The 18,438-nt window shown below is 74.4% G+C and carries 13 protein-coding genes; 9 read left to right on the top strand and 4 right to left on the bottom strand.

Features of this window, described 5'->3' with window-relative positions:
- The 3 genes from metX to OM98_RS09595 form a co-directional block, all read left to right on the top strand.
- Positions 1-1,147, top strand: a 1,147-nt coding sequence (gene metX / locus OM98_RS09585) for a homoserine O-acetyltransferase MetX (RefSeq protein ID WP_010534402.1), incomplete at its 5' end; no start/stop codon positions are given.
- Between the two features lie 66 nt (positions 1,148-1,213).
- Positions 1,214-1,651 (top strand): universal stress protein, encoded by a 438-nt coding sequence (locus OM98_RS09590; protein WP_010534403.1) that lies wholly within the window; start codon positions 1,214-1,216, stop codon positions 1,649-1,651.
- Positions 1,652-1,889: 238 nt separating this feature from the next.
- The gene (locus OM98_RS09595; protein WP_010534404.1) at positions 1,890-3,266 is read left to right on the top strand and encodes an RNA polymerase sigma factor; all 1,377 of its coding nucleotides are present in this window, start codon (positions 1,890-1,892) and stop codon (positions 3,264-3,266) included.
- Positions 3,267-3,425: 159 nt separating this feature from the next.
- Here OM98_RS09595 and OM98_RS09600 read toward each other — a convergent pair whose 3' ends face one another.
- A complete protein-coding gene (locus OM98_RS09600; protein ID WP_010534405.1) occupies positions 3,426-3,644 on the bottom strand; it encodes a DUF7455 domain-containing protein in 219 nt (72 codons plus the stop codon).
- Between the two features lie 173 nt (positions 3,645-3,817).
- On the opposite strand from OM98_RS09600, the gene OM98_RS09605 reads away from it, so the two are divergent.
- The 3 genes from OM98_RS09605 (at position 3,818) to OM98_RS09615 (ending at position 8,451) form a co-directional block, all read left to right on the top strand.
- Positions 3,818-5,947: a DNA gyrase/topoisomerase IV subunit B gene (locus tag OM98_RS09605; RefSeq protein ID WP_010534406.1), complete on the top strand. Its 2,130-nt coding sequence runs from the start codon at positions 3,818-3,820 to the stop codon at positions 5,945-5,947.
- On the top strand, positions 5,944-6,729 hold the full coding sequence (gene hisF, locus OM98_RS09610; protein WP_010534407.1) for an imidazole glycerol phosphate synthase subunit HisF: 786 nt from the start codon (positions 5,944-5,946) through the stop codon (positions 6,727-6,729). Before OM98_RS09605 ends, hisF begins: the two co-directional genes overlap by 4 nt.
- 138 nt (positions 6,730-6,867) lie before the next feature.
- Positions 6,868-8,451: an FAD/NAD(P)-binding protein gene (locus OM98_RS09615; protein ID WP_010534408.1), complete on the top strand. Its 1,584-nt coding sequence runs from the start codon at positions 6,868-6,870 to the stop codon at positions 8,449-8,451.
- A 537-nt stretch (positions 8,452-8,988) separates the two neighbouring features.
- Here OM98_RS09615 and OM98_RS09620 read toward each other — a convergent pair.
- Together OM98_RS09620 and OM98_RS09625 are read right to left on the bottom strand one after the other, a co-directional pair.
- Positions 8,989-9,864: a D-hexose-6-phosphate mutarotase gene (locus tag OM98_RS09620; RefSeq protein WP_010534409.1), complete on the bottom strand. Its 876-nt coding sequence runs from the start codon at positions 9,862-9,864 to the stop codon at positions 8,989-8,991.
- A 60-nt stretch (positions 9,865-9,924) separates the two neighbouring features.
- The gene (locus tag OM98_RS09625; protein WP_010534410.1) at positions 9,925-12,381 is read right to left on the bottom strand and encodes a DNA gyrase/topoisomerase IV subunit A; all 2,457 of its coding nucleotides are present in this window, start codon (positions 12,379-12,381) and stop codon (positions 9,925-9,927) included.
- 124 nt (positions 12,382-12,505) lie between these two features.
- Here OM98_RS09625 and OM98_RS09630 point away from each other — a divergent pair, with 124 nt between their 5' ends.
- From OM98_RS09630 to OM98_RS15895, 3 genes are all read left to right on the top strand, one after another.
- Entirely contained in the window at positions 12,506-15,208 is a 2,703-nt protein-coding gene (locus tag OM98_RS09630) for a bifunctional acetate--CoA ligase family protein/GNAT family N-acetyltransferase (protein WP_010534411.1), read from the top strand.
- Between the two features lie 151 nt (positions 15,209-15,359).
- Entirely contained in the window at positions 15,360-15,935 is a 576-nt protein-coding gene (locus OM98_RS15890) for a DUF5998 family protein (protein WP_010534412.1), read from the top strand.
- Positions 15,932-17,077, top strand: coding sequence for an alkaline phosphatase family protein (locus tag OM98_RS15895; RefSeq protein ID WP_010534413.1), 1,146 nt, complete (start codon positions 15,932-15,934; stop codon positions 17,075-17,077). Before OM98_RS15890 ends, OM98_RS15895 begins: the two co-directional genes overlap by 4 nt.
- A gap of 64 nt (positions 17,078-17,141) precedes the next feature.
- Here the strand turns inward: OM98_RS15895 and sepH are convergent, their stop codons facing one another.
- Positions 17,142-18,395, bottom strand: a complete 1,254-nt coding sequence (gene sepH / locus OM98_RS09645; protein WP_010534414.1) for a septation protein SepH — start codon at positions 18,393-18,395, stop codon at positions 17,142-17,144.
- Between the last annotated feature and the right edge of the window lie 43 nt (positions 18,396-18,438).

Raw genomic sequence — 18,438 nt, forward strand, 5'->3', positions numbered from 1 at the left:
GCCCCCCGGGGGCCCCGCCCCCACCGCCCCCTGCCCGGCCAGCGGCGCCTGGCATCCCGGCCGCGGAGCCGGGAACCGCCGCTTCGCCGAGCTCGGACCGCGCACCCTCGAATCCGGCGCCGAGCTGCCCGAGGTCACCCTGGCCTACGAGACCTGGGGCGAGCTCGCCCCGGACCGCTCCAACGTCGTGCTGGTGCTGCACGCCCTCACCGGCGACTCCCACGTGCTCGGTGCTCAGGACGCCTCCCACCCCAGCGCCGGCTGGTGGGAGGACCTGATCGGCCCCGGCCGCCCCATCGACACCGCGCGCTGGTGCGTGATCGCCCCCAACGTGCTGGGTGGCTGCCAGGGCTCCACCGGCCCCAGCTCGCCGGCCCCCGACGGCGCCCCCTACGGCTCCCGCTTCCCCTCTCTCACGGTGCGGGACCAGGTCGAGGCCGAGCGCGCCCTGTGCGACGCCCTCGGCATCAAGCGCCTGGCCCTCGTGATCGGCGGCTCCATGGGCGGGATGCGCGCCGTCGAATGGGCGGCCTCCCACCCCGAACGGGTGGAGCGCCTGGCCGTCATCGCCACCTCCGCCCGGGCCAGCGCCGACCAGATCGCCTGGAACTCCGTGCAGATCGCCGCGATCCGCGACGACCCCGGCTTCGCGGGCGGCGACTACTACGACCTGCCGGCGGGGGAGGGGCCCCACCGCGGCCTCGGCACCGCCCGCCGCGTCGCCCACACCACCTACCGCACGGCCGCCGAGCTGGAGGCGCGGTTCTCCAACCTCCCCCAGGACGGCGAGGACCCCCTCGGGGCGCAGGGCCGCCACCAGGTCACCAGCTACCTCGACCACCACGCCGCCAAGCTCTGTCGCCGCTTCGACGCCAACTCCTACCTGGTGCTGGCGCATGCCATGAACACCCACGACGTCGGCCGCGGCCGCGGGGGGACCGCCGCTGCCCTGGCCACGGTCCGCGCCCGCACCCTCGTCGTCGCCATCGACAGCGACCGGCTGTTCCCGCCGGATCTGGTCGCCGAGATGGCCACCCACGTCCCCGGCGCCACCTGGCGCCTGGCCAGCTCCCCGATCGGCCACGACGCCTTCCTGCTCGCCCACCCGGGGATGCGGGAGTGGATCGGGGACCTGCTGGCGGGCTAGGCTGTGGCCGCCCGCGCACCGGAGACCCGGCAGAGCGCGGGACGTGCGCGCGAAGGAGGGTCGCCGATGACGATCGTGGTGGGGTACTCGCCGTCCGGACAGGGCGATGCGGCTCTGCGCTCGGCGGTGCGGGAGGCCGGCCGCCGCCGCCAGGACCTGCTGATCGCCTCGCACCCCTACAACGACCCCGAGCACGGCCCCTCCGTGGCCTCCGCCGAGGCCGTGCAGACGGCGCTCGCCGCCGCCGGGGGAGCGGAGCTGCGCGCCCAGGTGCGCACCGCCGCCGAGCACGAGGACATCGGCGAGTTCCTGGTGACTGTCGCCGAGGAGTCCGCCGCCTCGGTGATCGTGATCGGCCTGCGCCGCAAGTCCCCGATCGGCAAACTCAACCTGGGCGCCTCCGCCCGTCGGCTCGTGCTCGGCGCCCCCTGTCCGGTGCTGACCGTGAAGGACACCTCGACCTCCACCTCGGGCACCATCCCGGCCGTCGCCGCCGACGCCTGAGCGCCATCGATCCCCGGCGGCCCCGGACGCGATCCGTCCGATCGGCGGCCCTGGGAATACCTGCTCCCGCGGGGCGTTACACTGGTGAGGCTTGACGGCACCGTGCCTTCGTGCGCCATCTCACCGTTGGGGACCGGAATCCAGGTGAGGCACCGAGATCCGTCAGCCGCACCGAGAAGACCGACCACCCGAGTGTGTCGGCGCCTCCACCAGGGGTGCCGCCGGAAGAAGGAACTCTGTGACCTCCTCCAAGACCGCTGAGACCGTCGTCGACCCCACCGCCACCGCGGAGGGTGCCGAGACGGCCTCCACCACGAAGACCTCCGCCGCCCGGAAGCCCGCATCGCGCCGGACGACGAAGAAGGCCGCCGCCACGGCGCCCGCCGAGGACGCCGTGGAGGAGCTCGCGCCCGCCGAGGACGCCGAGCCCGCCAAGAAGACCACCCGCTCCAAGAGCACCGCGAAGAAGAAGGCCGCGACCACGGCCCGCAAGGGCGCCGCGGACGAGAAGCCGGAGGACGCCGCGGAGTCGGAGGAGGGCGAGGAGCCCGAGGACGACGCCGAGGACGAGAAGACCTCCGCCGCCGAGGCCGAGACCCCGCAGGAGAAGGCCGAGGCCGACGAGAAGGCCGAGGACTCCGGCGGCTTCGTCTTCACCTCCTCCGACGACGACGCCCCTGCCCAGCAGGTCGTCACCGCCGGCGCCACCGCGGACCCCGTCAAGGACTACCTCAAGCAGATCGGCAAGGTGGCGCTGCTGAACGCCGCCCAGGAGGTCGAGCTCGCCGAGCGCATCGAGGCCGGCCTGTACGCCGAGCAGAAGCTCAAGCGCGACGAGTCGATCGTGCGCACCAAGCCCGGCCGCGAGCTCGCCATGATCGTCGAGGACGGCCGCGCGGCCAAGGACCACCTGCTGGAGGCCAACCTCCGCCTCGTGGTCTCCCTGGCCAAGCGCTACACCGGCCGCGGCATGCTGTTCCTGGACCTGATCCAGGAGGGCAACCTGGGCCTGATCCGTGCCGTGGAGAAGTTCGACTATTCCAAGGGCTACAAGTTCTCCACCTACGCCACCTGGTGGATCCGTCAGGCCATCACCCGCGCCATGGCGGACCAGGCCCGCACCATCCGCATCCCCGTGCACATGGTCGAGGTCATCAACAAGCTGGCCCGCGTGCAGCGCCAGATGCTCCAGGACCTGGGCCGCGAGCCCACCCCGGAGGAGCTGGCCAAGGAGCTGGACATGACGCCCGAGAAGGTCGTCGAGGTCCAGAAGTACGGCCGCGAGCCGATCTCCCTGCACACCCCGCTGGGCGAGGACGGCGACAGCGAGTTCGGCGACCTCATCGAGGACTCCGAGGCCGTGGTGCCCGCCGACGCGGTGAGCTTCACCCTGCTGCAGGAGCAGCTGCACTCCGTGCTGGACACCCTCTCCGAGCGCGAGGCCGGGGTGGTCTCCATGCGCTTCGGCCTCGAGGATGGCCAACCCAAGACCCTCGACGAGATCGGCAAGGTCTACGGCGTGACCCGTGAGCGGATCCGCCAGATCGAGTCGAAGACCATGTCGAAGCTGCGCCACCCCTCCCGCTCCCAGGTGCTGCGGGACTACCTCGACTGACAGCGGCTGACCCCGCACCAGTCAACGACGAACGGCGCCGGCCCCCGCAAGGGGACCGGCGCCGTTCTCATGTCGCGTCGGCGTCGACGAGTGCCGAAACGCGGGACGGGGGCGCCCACCGGATCGGTGGGCGCCCCCGTCGGGGTCGTGGGGAGGAGATCAGTCCTCGACCGGCTCCGGCTTCGCGTGCAGGCGCTCGGTCTCGTCGATCACCTCGGCGGCGATGTCCTTGAGGGCATCGCCGTGGGCGCGGGCATGGTGCGCACAGAACAGCAGCTCGCCACCGGCCTGCAGCACCACCTTGACGTAGGCCTGGGCGCCGCAGCGGTCGCAGCGGTCCTTGGCCGACAGGCGGGGGGCTTCCAGAGTGAGGTTCATGGGTCCTTTTCTAGCACCCCGTGGCGCGCACGGGCAGGGATGCGTGGCGCGGTTCGCCAGGGGCGCAACGACCACGGAGGACGCTGAGGCGCCGCTCACGGCGCGTTCCGCCCCCGGCGAGCAGGGCCGCCGCCTCCCGCGATCGCCGTGCCCGGGCACGTAGGATCCAGGGCGTGTCCCCCTCCTCCACAGCCCCGAAGGCCGCGCAGGCCGCCTACGACGCCCGCAACCTCCAGGTCCTCGAGGGCCTCGAGGCGGTGCGCAAGCGCCCCGGCATGTACATCGGCTCGACCGACTCCCGCGGCCTCATGCACTGCCTGTGGGAGATCCTCGACAACGCGGTCGACGAGGCCCTCGGGGGCAACGGCTCCTCCATCCAGGTGGTGCTGCACCCCGACGGCTCCGTCGAGGTGCGCGACACCGGCCGCGGCGTGCCCGTGGACGTCGAGCCCCGCACCGGCCTGACCGGCGTCGAGGTGGTCTACACCAAGCTCCACGCGGGCGGGAAGTTCGGCGGCGGTTCCTACGCGGCCTCCGGCGGCCTGCACGGCGTCGGCGCGAGCGTCGTCAATGCCCTCTCGGCTCGCCTGGACGTCGAGGTGGACCGTGCCGGCAAGACCTACGCGATGAGCTTCCACCGCGGTCAGGCCGGCGTCTTCGCCGATCCCGCCGAGGGTCCCGACCCCGAGGCTCCCTTCACCCCGGCCGAAGGCCCGGCCGAGCTGCGCGTGGTCGGCAAGGCCAAGCGCGGCGTCACCGGCACCCGCGTGCGCTACTGGGCGGACCCGCAGATCTTCATCAAGGGCTCCCACTTCTCCCTGGACGACCTCACCCGCCGCGCCCGCCAGACCGCCTTCCTGGTGCCCGGCCTCGAGATCGCGATCACCGACCACCGCCCGGAGGCCGTCCCCGACCAGCCCGCCACCCGGACGTACCGTTACGACGGCGGCATCTCCGAGTTCGTCGAGTACCTGGCCCAGGACGAGCGCATCACCGATGTGATCCGTCTGCAGGGCAGCGGCGACTACACCGAGCAGGTGCCGGTGCTCGACAAGAACGGCCACATGGTCTCCACCGAGGTCAGCCGCTCCTGCGAGGTCGACATCGCGCTGCGCTGGGGCGCCGACTACGACACCACCCTGCGCAGCTTCGTGAACATCGTGGCCACCCCCAAGGGCGGCACCCACGTCAGCGGCTTCGAGCAGGCCCTGGTGAAGACCCTGCGCAAGCAGGTCGAGAACCATGCGCGCCGGGTCAAGTTCAACGCCAAGAACGAGAAGATCGAGAAGGACGACACCCTGGCCGGCCTCACCGCCGTGGTCAGCGTCCGCATCGACGAACCGCAGTTCGAGGGCCAGACCAAGGAGGTGCTGGGCACCCCGCCGATCCGCGCCATCGTCGCCAAGGTCGTCGAGGAGCGTCTCACCGAGGTGCTGGCCTCCACCAAGAAGGGCGAGAAGGAGCAGGCATCCCTGGTCATCGACAAGGTCGTCTCCGAGATGCGCGCCCGCATCGCCGCCCGCATGCACAAGGAGGTCTCGCGCCGCAAGAACGCGCTGGAGTCCTCCACCATGCCGACCAAGCTGGCCGACTGCCGCTCCAGCGACGTCGAGCGCTCCGAGCTGTTCCTGGTCGAGGGCGACAGCGCGCTCGGCACCGCGAAGAACGCCCGCAACTCCGAGTTCCAGGCCCTGCTGCCCCTGCGTGGGAAGATCCTCAACGTGCAGAAGGCCTCGGTCACCGACATGCTGAAGAACGCCGAGTGCGCGAACATCATCCAGGTGATCGGCGCCGGCTCCGGCCGCACCTTCGACCTCGAGGCCGCCCGCTACGGCAAGGTCATCATGATGACCGACGCCGACGTCGACGGCGCCCACATCCGCACCCTCATGCTCACCCTCTTCCACCGCTACATGCGGCCCCTGGTCGAGGCCGGCCGGGTCTACGCCGCGGTGCCGCCGCTGCACCGGGTGGAGATCATCCACGGCGGCGCGAAGAAGAACGAGCTGGTCTACACCTACTCCGAGGTCGAGCTGACCAAGCTGCTGAAGAACCTCGCGCGCCGCGGCAAGCGCTACAAGGAACCCATCCAGCGCTACAAAGGCCTCGGCGAGATGGACGCCGACCAGCTGGCCGACACCACCATGGACCCCGCCCAGCGGATGCTGCGCCGGGTGCGCATCGAGGACGCCGAGGCCGCCAGCGCCATGTTCGAGCTGCTGATGGGCTCCGAGGTGGCCCCGCGCAAGCAGTTCATCATCGAGGGCGCCGAGGAACTGGACCGCGAGAGGATCGACGCATGAGCGTGGCTGTCAGGGTCATCCCCTGCCTGGACGTGGACGCGGGGCGCGTCGTCAAGGGCGTGAACTTCCAGGGCCTGCGCGACGCAGGGGACCCGGTGGAGCTCGCCGCCCGCTACGGCGCCGAGGGCGCCGACGAGCTCACCTTCCTCGATGTCACCGCCTCCTCCGGCGGCCGGGACACCATGATCGACGTGGTGCGCGCCGCGGCCGACCAGATCTTCATCCCGCTGACCGTCGGCGGCGGGGTGCGCTCCGTGGCCGACGTCGACCAGCTGCTGCGCGCGGGCGCCGACAAGTGCGGGGTCAACACCGCCGCCATCGCCCGCCCCGAGCTGGTCGACGAGATCGCCCACCACTTCGGCAACCAGGTGCTGGTGATGTCCATCGACGCCCGCCGCGTCACCACCGACACCCCCGAGGGCAGCGCCCGCTCCGGCTCGGGATTCGAGGTCACCACCCACGGCGGCCGCCGCGGCACCGGCATCGACGCGATCGCCTGGATCCGCGAGGTCAGCGACCGCGGCGCCGGCGAGATCCTGCTGAACGCGATGGACGCCGACGGCACCGAGCGCGGCTTCGACCTGGAGCTCATCGAGCAGGCCCGCGCCGCCACCACGGTGCCGCTGATCGCCTCGGGCGGCGCCGGCCGGCCCGAGCACTTCGCACCCGCCGTGCACGCCGGGGCCGACGCGGTCCTCGCCGCGAGCGTCTTCCATTTCGGCACCATCTCCGTGCCCGAGGCGAAGGCCGCGATGGCCGCCGAGGGGATCCCCGTCCGCTGAGGACCTGCGTCCCGGTGAGGGCCGGCGGGCGCTGCCGGGGCACGTGAGGGCCCTCTCCCCCGGGACCGGAGTCCGACATCCCGGGCGATCGGGGCTAGGCTGGCGGGCGTCCCCCTCCCCGCTCGGAACGAGAATCCGATGCCCACCGCCGCCCCGCAGAATCCCGCCCCGCCGGACGACCTGGTGATCGTGGGTGCCGGGATCGCCGGCACCTCCGCCCTGCTGGAGCTGCTGGAGCAGCACCGGGAGGGCCGCACCGGCCGCGAGCGCCTCCGCGTGACCGTGGTGGAGCGCAGCGAGGACCTGTACGCGGGCCTGCCCTACGGCGAGCGCTCCGGCTCCGCCTCCCTCATCGTCACCGGCCTGGACGAGTTCCTCACCGACGCGCTGCGCGACGAGTTCCGGGACTGGCTGCGCGCGCACCGGGAGCAGATCCTCGCCGCGGACCCGGACCTCGGCATCTCCACCGGCTGGGTCTCCGACCACGCCGAGGACCTCCGCGAGGACCGTCTCGAGCACCTGTACCTCCCGCGCCGCCTGTTCGGCCGCTTCCTGGCCGAGCACACCCGGGCACGGATCGCCGCCACCCCCGGCGCAGAGGTCGCCACGGTGCGCGGGGAGGCACGGGCCCTGGACCGCGCGGAGGACGGCGGCTGGCGGCTGACCGTGCGGAGCGAGGACGGCGCCGTCGAGGTGGAGGCTCGTTCCGTGCTGCTGGCCCTCGGCAGCCCGCCGAAGCAGACCCTGCCGCACAGCATCGGCCCCGGCTCGACGGGGGTGTTCGTGGAGGACTCCCACGCCGAGAGCATGGACGCGCTCGTCGACCAGCTCCGTGAGACCCTGTCCGGGCTGCCCGACGGCGCCTCCCGCGACCTGCTGGTGGTCGGGGCCAGCGCCGACGCCCTCGAGCTGCTCCACTCCCTGCACCGCGCCGAGGACCTCGAGCCGCGGCTCGGCGCCCTGCGCGTCCTCACCCCGCGCGGCACCCCGAACACCTGGACCATCCGTCCCGACCGCCGCGAGGAGTACCGCTCGATCCACCTCGCCGCCTACGCCGCACAGGGGCCCGAGACGGAGCTCACCGCCGCGGGAATGCTGCAGGCCGTCGCCGCCGACGTCGAGGCCGCCCTCGCCGAGGGTTACGCCGAGCAGGACACCGTGCCCGAGCTGAAGCGCCTGGCCGGGGGGCTGCTGGACCGGCTGTCGTGGGAGGAGCAGCAGTCCTACGTGACCCGCGAGGGCAACCTCATCAACCGCTACTCCCGCCCCACCGGCGGCGACTACCAGCGCGTCGCCGACCGCTGGCTGCGGGAGGGCCGCCTCGAGGTGATCCCCGGCCGTTACGCCGCCGCCGACACCCCCGAGGGCTGGCAGGTCACTGTCCGCGCCGACGAGCAGGACGCGCCGTTGCCGGACCGCTATGCGGTCGTCGTGAACTGCGCCGGCTTCCAGACCCTCGACGACACCGACGACCCCTTCCTGCGGGCCCTGCTCGATCAGGAGCTGGTCACCGCGAACGCCTCCCGCGGCGGCCTGGCCGTGGACGCCCACCACCGGGCCGCGCCCGGGGTGTTCGTGGCCGGACCGCTGCTGGCCGGGAACCTCAACGAGACCCTGCGGGTCTGGCACCTGGAGAGCTGCCAGCGCATCCTCGGCATGGCCCCCGCCCTCGGCGCGGACCTCGCCGCCGCCGTGGCCGCTCAGGCACCCGCGGGCGCCTGAGCCTCCGACGGGGGACGGGGCCGCCCGTCGCCTCGGCGGCGGGCGGCCCCGTGCCTCACCACATCCGGCGGTCGAGGGCGGAGAGCAGCAGCGCCTGCAGGTGCCGACGCTCCGACTGCTCGCGCTGCTCGCGGGCCGCCTGCTCCCGCCGCGCGGACTCCCGGGCACGCCGGGGGGTGCGCCGGGGAGGACGCCCGGTCGGGGCGTCGTCGGCGGGGGAGGGGTCAGCGGCCGCGGTGTCCGCAGCACCGGGCGGTGGGCCCGGTCAGCGACCTCGGGACGTCGAGGGGCGCGGCGCCGGGGCGGCGGGCGCGACCCGGCCCGGAGCTCGGCCGTCGATGCCCGAGGGACCGTCGACAACCGGGAGCACAGTGGTCCCCGAGCGGCCGCCGGGCGGCGCGCCGGTCGCGGCGATCGGCGACGGGGTGGGCTGCGGGGCGGTGGGGTACGTCATGCCCCTACCCGATCAGGCGCAGACCCCCGCGGTCCACTCTCTTTCCGGGCGGTGCCGCGGGGAGGCGTCCGCGGCCCTCGCGCTCAGCGCTCGAGGCGGTAGGTGACGCCGAGGGCCACGGACGCGCCGGGGGCGAGGTCCACGGCGGCCTCCTTGGCGACGGCCGGCTCGACGCAGACGAATCCGGGCCAGGCGTCGTCCGGCAGGTCGTCCATGCCGGCGGCGCCCTCGCCCCAGGGGTTCCACACCACCGTGCGGGCGGTGCCGCGCGGCGTGGAGACGATGGTGCGCCCGGCCTTCTCGTCGACCACCCGCACCGCGGTGTCGGCGGTGATCACGCGGTCGGTGGGGCCGCTCAGACGCAACGGCCCCTCCGGCAGGGTGGCCGGCGCCAGGCCGCGGGTGTTGTCGAGGTAGTCGGCGCCGCCGAGGCCCTCGATCCGGGCCTCGCGGACGTCGGCGAGCGCGAGGTAGGTGTGCAGGGCCGCCTCCACGTCGGGCAGGGCCTCCTCCCCGGCGGTGAGCTCCAGGTCCAGGGAGAGCTCGGCGCCCAGGCGCAGCCGCAGGGTCGCGCCCAGTTCGGTGCGGGCGGCGGGGGAGGCGAGGGTCAGCAGCACGTCCCCGTCCTCCGCGCCCGCCTCGACGAGGTCCCAGCGGACGTCGCGCAGCCAGCCGTGCTTGGTCGGGCGGTCGCCGTGCCGTCCCGGCCCGAACCAAGGACCCACCAGCGGCACGCCGCCGCGGATCGCCGCGCCCTCGCCGAAGGACGAGGTGGGGGAGAGGAACAGCACCTCCTCGGCGCCCGCCGGCGCCCAGGAGCTCAGGTGCGCGCCGTGCAGGTGCACCACCGCGCGGGCCGCCGGGGTGTCCACCAGCACGGCCGGGGCGCCGTGGTCCTCGCCGAGGCGCACCCCCTCGGGCAGGGCGGGCACGGGACGGGCGGCGGCTGCGGTGCTCATGGCCTCATCGTGCCACGCGGCGGCTCCCGGGGCACGGCCGCCCCGGGGTCGGCCGGGGGGTCAGCCGACCGCGGCGATCGGCACCGACACCGGGGTGCCCGAGCCGTCGCGGCGTCCCACCGGGGCGGGCAGGTCGATCGGCTGCCCGGCCTCGGAGCAGGCGCGGGCCGGATGCGGCACCACCCAGGCGCCGATCAGGACCTCCTCGCCGCGCAGGAAGCGGTGGCAGCGCATGCCGCCGGTGGCGCGGCCCTTGGCCGGGAACTCGGTGAGCGCCGAGACCTTCAGGGAGCCGGTCTGCAGCAGCGGCAGCGTCGCCGAGGAGCCCGCCACGGTGACGACGTCCGCCGGGGCGGTCACGTCGATCGCGCCGAAGGAGATCACCTCGGCGCCCGCGGCCAGCTTCACGCCCGCCACGCCGCCGGCCCCGCGGCCCTGGGGACGCACCCCGGAGGCGGGGAAGTGCAGCAGCTGCGCGTCGGAGGTGACGAACACCAGGTCCAGGTCCTCGTCGTGCTCGAGGTCCACGGCGCCCACGACGGCGTCACCGTCCTTGAGGGAGACGATCTCGAAGCCGTCGGTGCGGGGGAAGTCCAGCTGGACCCGCTTGACGACACCCTGCCGGGTTCCCAGCGCGATCGCGCCGCCCCGCTCCACGTCCGCCGCGGCCACCCGGATCAGCGCCACCGGGCGCTCGTCCGTGGCGAGGTCCACCAGGTCCGCCAGGCGCGCCCCGCCCGCCAGCGAGGGCGCCCCCGCGGTGGGGGCGAGGGCGGGCAGCTCGACCACGGACAGGTGCAGCACGCGGCCGCGGTCGGTGACCACGCCGACGGTGGAGCGGGTGGTGCTGCGCACCTCGGAGACGATCACGTCGTGCGAGGCGCGGGGCCCCTCCCGCAGGGTCTTCTCCTCACCGGCGGCGCGGGCCACCAGCCCGGTGCCGGTCAGCAGCACGCCGCAGGGCTCGTCGGGCACCTCGAGGGAGCCGCCGGCGGCGGCCACGGGCTGCTCGGCGGCCTCCAGCAGCACGGTGCGGCGGGAGGTGCCGTGCTGGGCGGCGACCTGCGCCAGCTCCTCGGAGACCAGGGCGCGCAGCACCTCCTCGGAGCCGAGGATCTCCTGCAGGCGCTCGATCTCGGCGCGCAGCTCGTCGCGCTCGCCCTCGAGCTCCACCTGGGAGAACCTCGTCAGGCGGCGCAGGCGCAGCTCCAGGATGTACTCGGCCTGCACCTGGGTGAGGTCGAAGACCTGCATCAGCCGGGTGCGGGCCGATTCGGCGTCGTCGCTGGTGCGGACGATCTGGATGACCTCGTCGATGTCCAGGATCGCCAGCAGCAGGCCCTCCACCAGGTGCAGCCGGTCGGTGCGGCGGCGCAGGCGGTGCTCGGTGCGGCGGCGCACCACGTCCAGGCGGTGGGCGACGAACACCTCCAGCAGCTGCTTGAGCCCCATGGTGCGGGGCTGGCCCTCCACCAGGGCCACGTTGTTGATGCCGAAGGACTCCTCCAGCGGGGTGTGCTTGTAGAGCTGCTCCAGCACCGCCTCGGGGTCGAAGCCCGACTTCACGGTGAGCACCAGGCGCAGCCCATGGCGGCGGTCGGTGAGGTCCTGGTAGTCGGTGATGCCTTGGACCTTCTTGGCCTGCACCGCGTCGCGCAGCTTCTCGGCGACCTTCTCGGGGCCCACCAGGTAGGGCAGCTCCGTGACCACGATGCCCTTCTTGCGGCTGGTCACGCTCTCGATGCGGGTGGTGGCGCGCATGCGGAAGGAGCCGCGGCCGGTGCGGTAGGCGTCGCGGACGCCGTCCAGGCCGATGATGCGGCCGCCCGAAGGCAGGTCCGGCCCCGGCACCAGGCGCATCAGCGCCTCCAGCTCGGCGTCCGGGTGCTCGATGAGGTGGCGGGCCGCCGCGATGGTCTCGACCAGGTTGTGCGGGGCCATGTTCGTGGCCATGCCCACCGCGATGCCGGAGGCGCCGTTCACCAGCAGGTTCGGGTACTGCGCGGGCAGCACCTCGGGCTGGGTGAGCTGGTTGTCGTAGTTGGGGACCTCGTCGACCACGTCCTCGTCCAGCGAGGAGGTCATCAGCAGCGCCGCCGGGGCGGGGCGGGCCTCCGTGTACCGGGGGGCGGCGGGGCCGTTGTCCAGGGAGCCGAAGTTGCCGTGGCCGTCCACCAGCGGCAGGCGCATCGTGAAGTCCTGCGCCATGCGCACCAGGGCGTCGTAGATCGCGGTGTCGCCGTGGGGGTGGAGCTTGCCCATGACCTCGCCCACCACGCGCTGGCTCTTCACGTGGCCGCGGTCGGGCCGCAGCCCCATGTCGGCCATCATGTACAGGATGCGGCGCTGGACGGGCTTGAGGCCGTCGCGGGCGTCGGGCAGCGCCCGGGAGTAGATCACCGAGTAGGCGTACTCCAGGAACGAGGTCTCCATCTCGCTGGTGACGTCGATGTCGACGATCGTCTCCTCGACGGGCTCGTCACCAGGGCGTGCGGGAGTGCTGCGCGATCGGGCCATGGGGGACATCATGGCCCATGACCGGCCCCGATGCCGGGAGGCGCCCCCGCTCACCGCCCCCGCGGGGATGCGGGATCGACCACCGTCCCCCACCCGTGCCGGGGCCGCCGGATAGGATCCGGTCATGGCGGAGAGGCACCCCGGAGCACGCAGCAGACGGCGCGAGACCGCCGAGGAACCGGCCCCGTACCCGGCGCACTGGGAGGCCGACATCGCCCTGCGGGACGGCTCCGCCGCCCACCTGCGGCCGATCCTGCCCGGCGACGCCCCCGCCGTCGAGCGCTTCCACGAGCGCCAGTCCGAGCGCTCCCGCTACCTGCGCTTCTTCGCCCCCATGCCGCGGCTCTCCCCGCGTGACCTGGCACGATTCACCACGGTGGACCATCGCGACCGGGTGGCCTTCGTGGTGCTGGTGGGGGAGGAGATCCTCGCCATCGGCCGCTACGACCGCACCGGGGAGCACGAGGCCGAGGTCGCCTTCAACGTCTCCGACGCCCGCCAGGGCACGGGCCTGGGCTCCGTGCTGCTCGAGCACCTCGCCGCCGCCGCCCGCGAGCACGGCATCTCCACCTTCACCGCCGAGGTGCTGCCGCAGAACACCAAGATGATCAACGTCTTCACCGACGCCGGCTTCGAGGTGCACCGCCACCTCGATGACGGCGTGGTGATGGTCTCCTTCCGGATCGACCCCACCGCCCGTTCCCGCGCCGTGATGGCCGAGCGGGAGCACCGCGCCGAGTCCCGCGCCATGGAGCGCCTGCTGCACCCGGAATCGGTGCTGCTGGTCGGCGTCTCCAGCCGTGCCGACTCCCCGGGCGGCCGGGTGCTCGCGGCGCTGGAGTCCTCCGGATACGAGGGAAGCGTCCACGTCGTCTCCCGCGAGGCCTTCGAGCTCGGCGGACGCCCCGCCCACTCCCGGATCGCCGACGTCCCCGGGCCCGTGGACCTCGCCGTACTGGCCCTGCGCCCGCACGCCTGGGCCGAGGCCATCGACGACTGCGCCCGCATCGGCGTGCGCAGCCTGCTGATCCCCACCGAGGGCTTCACCGCCGACGAGGACGGCCACCGCGCCCAGCGCGAGCTGGTCGCCCGGGTGCGCCGCCACGGCATGCGGCTGCTGGGCCCCGGCAGCTTCGGCTTCCTGCGCACCGCCCCCGAGCCGCTCAGCGTGTCGCTGGCCCCCACCATGCCCGCCACCGGGCGGATCGCCCTGGCCGGACAGTCCAGCGCCCTCGCCGCGATGCTGCTGGCCGGGGTGGACGAGCGCGGCACCGCCCTGCACGAGTTCGTGGCCGTCGGCAACCGCGCCGACGTCTCCCTCAACGACGTCCTCCAGCACTGGGAGGACGACGAGCACGTGCGCGCGATCGGCGTCTCCCTGGAGTCGATGGGCAACCCCCGCAAGTTCAGCCGCATCGCCCGCCGCCTCACCCGCCGCATCCCGCTGGTGGTGTTGCGCCCGCCCGGCATCGAGGTCTCCGGCACCCCCGGGCACGACGTGCGGCCCTCCACCCTGCCCCGCCGCGCCCTGGACCAGGTGCTCGACTCCGCCGGCGTGGTCCCCACCCGCACCGTCAAGCACCTGCTGGACGTGGTCGACGCCATCGGCCGCCAGGGCCTGCCCGAGGGCCCCCGGGTGGCGCTGCTGTCCAACACCGCCGCCCTCGGCGCCTCCCTGCGCGGCGCCGCCGACGAGGCCGGCATGCAGATCACCCTCGAGGACCGCACGGTGCCCCTGGCCACCGACCCCCGGGTGGTCCAGCGCGCCTTCACCGCGATCGCCGGCCCCGGCCACGCCGACCTCGTGATCGCCGGGGTCATCGATCCCCTGCGCGGCGACCCGGTGAGCTGGCTGCGGGAGATGGCGACCGTCGCCCGCCACAGCGAGGTGCGGCTGCTGCTGTGCCTGATCACCTCCCACGAGCGGATGCAGGCCGTGCAGGAGGCCGTGCGCGCCGACCCCGCGCTGCCGCCCGTGCACGCCACCCCCTACGGCGCGATCCGCGCCGGCGCCGGGATGCTCCGCGCGGCCCTGCGCCCCGCCGTCGACCCCGGCGAGCCCGCGCAGCGGGAGGACGTGGATCGCGCCGCCGCCCGCGCCCTGGTGGAGGAGCACGCCCCCACCACGGACGGGACCCGCGAGCTGGGCCCCGTCGCCACCCGGGAGCTGCTGGCCGCCTACGGCCTGGACCTGCTGCCCGCGGAGCCCGTCGCCGACGAGGAGGAGGCCCTCGCCGCCGCCGAGCGCCTCGGCTACCCGGTGGCCCTCAAGAGCGCCGACCCGGCCCTGCGCCACCGCACCGACCTCGGCGGGGTGCGCCTGGACCTCGAGGACCCCGAGGACCTGCGCCGCGCCTACCAGGGGATGCGCCGCGACCTGGCCTTCTCCGCCGCCGGCACCGAGGTGCAGGCGATGGCCCCCGCCGGTGTCGCGATGGTGGTGCGCAGCGTCGAGGACCCCTCCCTCGGCCCCGTCGTCTCCCTCTCCGTGGCCGGGGACGCCACCGACCTGCTCGGCGACATCGCCTACGCCATCCCCCCGCTCAGCGAGCAGGGGGCCGCCCGCCTGGTCGATGCCCCCGCCACCGCCGTGAAGCTGCGCGGCGAGGACGGCCTGCCGCCCGCGGACCGGGCCGCGCTCGCCGACGTGGTGGTGCGGGTGGCGCTGCTGTCCGAGGACGTCCCCGAGCTCGCCTCCCTCGAGCTGTACCCGGTGCTGGTGGCCCGCGAGGGCGTCACCGTGGTGGGGGCCAGGGCCCGCCTCGCGGCCGCGCCCAACCGCACCGACGGCACCCGCCGGGTGCTGCTCGGCAGCGCCGAGAGCTGAGCCTGCGGCGGCCCGCACGATGGATAATGCGGCGCCCGCAGTCCCCGCAAAGGTGCAGGTCCGGGCTTGTTCGCCCTCGGCGTGCCCTGCACACCTCACATGCGCGCCGCAGCGGCCGACAGGCACGGCGAGGTCGTGCAAGACTGGATCAATGACCACCACGCTGCCCGACTCCCTGATCGCGGACCTCGAGGTCGCGGGGTACTTCCCGCAGACCGCCACGCAATCCATCGGGCTCACCCTGCGCGGTGCCGAGCCCCTGGCCTACCTGGTGCGTCCCGAGACCACCTTCGACGGGCCGGAGGTGCGCCGCCACCTGACGGTGCTGGTGCTCACCCGCACCCACCTGCTCATCACCCACCTGGACGACGACCCCGCCGACGCGCTGAACCCCTCGCAGGTCGTCGCCACCACCGAGCGGATCCGGCTGGCGCGGATCTCCGGCACCGGCCTCTCCCAGGCCTTCGACACCGAGGACGGGCAGGTGCAGGGCGCCGAGGCCGAGGTCACCCTCGGCATCACCTGGAACGGCTCCCAGCGCGTGGACCTGGAGAAGGCGCTCTGCGAGGACCCCTCCTGCCAGATGGACCACGGCTACACCGGCACCGTCGCCCCCGCCGACCTCGCCCTGCGGGTCAGCGCCCTGGCCGACGGCGAGGCGGCCCTGGCCGATGCCCTCGCCTTCCACGGGCACCTGATCGACGCCATCGACGCGCTCGACGGGTGAACCCCACCCCGGGAGGGGCGTCCGCCGTCCCGGACTGGCCGGCGGACCTGCTGCCCCCGCCCTTCGCCGACGGCGTCCGGCCCGCGCAGCTCGACGTGCTCGCCCCCCTGCTGCGCGAGCCCGCTCCGGGCCTCGACGTGGTGCTGCTGCTGGACGGCCTCGGCAGCGAGCTGCTGGCCGCACACCGGTCCCTCACCCCGGTGCTGCGCCGCCTCGAGGACCGCATCACGCCGATCCGCACGGTCTTCCCCGCCACCACTGCCACCGCGATGGTCTCCCTGCTCACGGGACTCCTGCCGCTCACCCACGGCGTGCTCGGCTACACCACCCACGACCCCGCCACCCGCACCGCGCTGAACCAGCTCACCGGAGACCCGCGGGTGCGCCCGGAGGCGTGGATGCCGGAGCCGACGCCGCAGGAGGACGGCGCCCGACGTGCGATCCAGGTGGCCCCGGCCCGCCACCGCGGCAGCCACCTCTCCCGCGTCGCCTACCGCGGCTGGGACTTCCAGCCGCACGGCCGCCACGACCGCGCCGACGCCGTGGTGATCGCGGCCCGCCGCGCCGGACCGGACGGCCTGGTGCACCTGCACGTGGACGACGTCGACCACGCGGGGCACGTGCACGGCGTGGCCTCCGACGCCTGGCGCGACGCCCTCGCCGAGGTCGACGCGCTGATCGGCACCCTGCTGCGGCGCCTGCCCGCCGGCACCCGCCTCACCGTCACCGCCGACCACGGCATGGTCGACACCGATCCCGCCGTGACCGTCGACCTCGCCACGCACCCGCGGCTGGCCGCGCAGGTCGCCGTGGTCGCGGGGGAGGCCCGCGCCCTCGCGCTCACCCTGCACGACTCCGCGTACGCCCCCGGCCTCGCGGCCGGTCTGCGCGAGCTGCTGGGGGAGCGGGCGCTGGTGCTGGAGCGGGAGCAGGCCCTCGCCGCGGGACTCTGGGCCCCGCCGGGCACGCCGCTCGACCCGCGGGTCGCCGCGCGACTGCCGGAGGTCCTGGTGCTCGGCCGCGGCCGGCACACGGTGGACGACTACTCCCGGCGCCCCGAGGGCGCCCGGCGCATGGTCGGCGTGCACGGTTCGCTGACCCCGGCCGAGGGCTGGGTGCCGCTGCTGCGCGTGGACGCCTGAACGACGGGACGCCCCGCCCGAGAAGGGCGAGGCGTCCCGGGACGCGTGCGGCGGTGGGGCGGGCTCAGTCCTGCTTGGAGCCGAAGACGATCTCGTCCCAGCTGGGCATCGAGGCGCGCTTGCTCTTCGCCTTGGAGCTGGATCCCCTGGACTTCGCCGGTCGGCTCTCCGCGGCGGGCTCGGCCGGCTCCTCGGGATCCGAGGACCCCAGGGGGCGGTCGAAGCCGGGCAGCGGGGTGAGGTCCACGGTGTCCTGGTAGTCCGCCGGGGTGGGGGAGGGCGAGGCCGCGGGGTCCTCCTCCTCGGCCTCCGGCTCCTCCTGCTCGGCCTGCTCGGCGCTGGGCGCGGAGCCGCCGCGGGCGTGGTCCCGGGCGGCTTCCGAATCGGCGTCCTCGTCGGTGGTGACGGAGCCGTCCTCGCTGCCCGCGTCCGCGGAGTCGTCCAGCTGCACCGAGGCGTCCTCCAGGTCCTCCTCGGTGAGCACCGGAAAGGCCTGGGTGGGGGCCAGACCGGCGCCCTCGGGGTCCTCGTCCAGGGTGGACCAGACGCCGCCGTCGTCCTCGGGCGGCGTGACCGAGCGCAGGCCGCGGCGGGCATTCAGCGCGTCCAGCTCGTCCTCGTCCACGGCGGGCCCCGGGGCGGTGGCGCCGCGGGCGGAGCTTCTGCCCGCGGCGCCCTCCTCGAAGGCATGGGCGGCCTCGTGGTCGTACACGGAGGTCTTCACGGCCTGCAGGCGGGCGCGGCCGCGCACCGGCTCCGGCGGGCCGTCCTCGTCGCTGATCCAGCGGGCCTCGTCGTCCACGGGGGAGACGGAGCGGTTGTCGATGTCGGCCACCCAGTGCGCCTGGCGGGTGCGGCCGCCGGCGGAGAAGCTCAGCTCCAGGGTCCAGGTGCCGTCGGTGCGGCGCCAGGCGTCCCAGGCGACGTCCTCGTCGGCCTGGCGGGCGGCGAGGCGCTCGGAGATCACGGAGGACAGGCTCGGCCCGCCGCGGCCCACCGGGAAGGTGCGGGCGCGCTGGGCGGTCCACTCGCGCTCGGCGAGCACGGGGCCCTCGTAGCGGCGGACGTGCTCGACCGAGACCTGGGCGATCTCGGAGATCTCCTCGGCGCTGCGGCCGGCGCGGAGCATCGCCTGGATCTCCCGCGGGCGCAGCGGCGCCGACCCGGCGGCCTGGATCATGCCCAGCGCCGGACGGTCACGGCGGACGGCGGCGCGCAGCGCCTCGTCGATCCGCACCGTGTACCGCTCGCCATCGGAATCGATGAGGACCGCGTGCTCGCCGTCGTCATGGATCCCGTCGAGTTCGAGCTCTCGCATCGTCCACCTCTCCTCGGACGCCCCCGGGCGCTTCGTGCGAATG

The sequence above is a fragment of the Brachybacterium squillarum M-6-3 genome (assembly GCF_000225825.1).
Classification (GTDB): domain Bacteria; phylum Actinomycetota; class Actinomycetes; order Actinomycetales; family Dermabacteraceae; genus Brachybacterium; species Brachybacterium squillarum.